Genomic DNA, 2,071 nt, shown 5'->3' on the forward strand with positions numbered 1-2,071 from the left:
CGCCTACCTCGACGCCCTCGCCCACCACCGCCACACCCACAACCAACCCACCACCAGCCTCGCCTGGGGACTCTGGGACGTCCAAGACGGCATGGTGGGCACGCTCAGTAAGGCCGACCTGCTGCGGATGTCCCGTACGGGCATCACCCCCATTGACCAGACGGACGGCCTCGTGCTCTTCGACGCCGCCGTGACCGCAGGCAGCCCACACCTCGTGCCTCTCCAGGTGAATAGGGCGACCTTGCGCCGACGGGCATCGAACCCTGAGCGGGTGCCATCCGTCCTGCATCAGCTGATGGGTTCAGGCCCGCTGTGGCGCCTCTCGCCGTACACGAACGGCAGCACGACGGGGCATGCTGCGAACGGCGGGACGACCAGTCTCGCCGACGCCCTGCGGGAACTCCCCGCCAACCAGGCACAAGAACGGCTGACACAGCTCGTACGCAGCCAAGCTGCCGCGATCATGGGGCACGAGTCCGTCGACTCCATCGTGATGGAGCGTCACTTCACGGACCTGGGCTTCGACTCGTTGATGGCCGTCGAGTTCCGCGGAGCCCTGTCCGTAGCCACCGGGCTCCAGCTCCCTGCCACACTCGTCTTCGATCACCCGACCCCGGCGGCACTGCTCGGATACCTCGCGGCAGAGCTGCTTCCTGAACGGGCTGCCGCCGATCCGGACGCGGTCTTCGTCGAACTGGACCGACTTGAATCCAGCATCACGCAGATGGGCGCAGATGATGCACGGCGCGAGCAGGTGCGGGTGCGATTGAACGATCTCCTCAGTGTCTGGAGAGGGGACGGCCTCGCCACCACGGGTGGAAGGGATGGCTCAGCAGACCACGGAGCCGACGTGGAATCCGCATCACTGGAGGAGGTATTCGGCATCATCGACGACGAATTCGATCTTTCCTGACCAACGAAGCGTCGAAGATTTCGAATCCCAAACGAGAGTGACGGAAATGAACGAGGAAAAGACCCTCCGGTACCTCAAGCGATTGACCAATGAGCTTCGCAGCACCAAGCAACAGCTCCGCACCGCCGAGGAGAAGAGCCGCGAGCCGATCGCGATCGTGGGGATGTCCTGCCGATATCCCGGCGGGGTCACATCGCCCGAAGACCTGTGGAATCTCGTCGCATCTTCCCAGGACGCCATCAGCGATTTCCCGGGAAACCGGGACTGGGATATTGACGCATTGCGGTCCGCACATCCGGGCGAGGCCGGAAGCAGTGATACATTCCAGGGCGGATTCTTGTACGACGCAGCAGATTTCGACGCGGAGTTCTTTGGGATTTCTCCGCGCGAAGCGCTCGCAATGGACCCTCAGCAGCGACTTCTCCTGGAAACCTCATGGGAAGCCGTGGAACGTTCCGGGATATCTCCGGATGCACTGCAAGGCAGCCGTACCGGCGTCTTCGTCGGCATCATGTATCACGACTACGCCTCCCGCCTTCCTGAAATCCCGGACATCATCGAGGGTTACCTGGGAACTGGAAACTCGGGAAGTATCGCTTCAGGGCGACTCGCATATGCACTGGGGCTGGAAGGCCCGGCGGTGACGATCGATACAGCGTGCTCGTCATCGCTGGTCGCTCTGCACCTCGCGAGCCAGTCCCTGCGCCGTTCTGAGTGCTCGCTGGCGCTGGTCGGCGGCGCGACGGTGATGTCCAGCCCCGCACCTTTCCTGGACTTCAGTCGCCAACAGGGTCTGGCATCTGACGGCCGCTGCAAGGCTTTTGCCTCCGCGGCCGACGGCACCGGCTGGGCCGAGGGCGCGGGCGTGCTTCTGGTCGAGCGCCTTTCCGACGCCCGGCGCAACGGGCACCCGGTCCTGGCCGTGGTCCGCGGTTCCGCCGTCAACCAGGACGGCGCCTCCAACGGCCTGACCGCCCCCAACGGCCCCTCCCAGCGCCGCGTCATCCGTGAGGCCCTCAACGACGCCGGACTACGGCCCGGACAGATCGACGTGGTGGAGGCTCACGGCACCGGCACCCGCCTCGGCGACCCCATCGAGGCCCAGGCCCTCCTGGCCACCTACGGCCAAAACCGCGACACCGACCGGCCCCTGTGGCT

General features: G+C 65.2%; 2 protein-coding genes. Both read left to right on the forward strand.

Going from position 1 to position 2,071, the window contains the following annotated elements; translation table 11 throughout:
• A partial coding sequence (locus ACIRJP_RS42470) for a phosphopantetheine-binding protein (RefSeq protein WP_404186586.1) occupies positions 1-913 on the forward strand: 913 nt, incomplete at its 5' end.
• Positions 914-959: 46 nt separating this feature from the next.
• Positions 960-2,071, forward strand: a 1,112-nt coding sequence (locus tag ACIRJP_RS42475) for a beta-ketoacyl synthase N-terminal-like domain-containing protein (protein WP_404186587.1), incomplete at its 3' end; no start/stop codon positions are given.

This window comes from Streptomyces sp. NPDC102437 (assembly GCF_044765565.1).
In the GTDB taxonomy this organism is placed as follows: Bacteria; Actinomycetota; Actinomycetes; order Streptomycetales; family Streptomycetaceae; genus Streptomyces.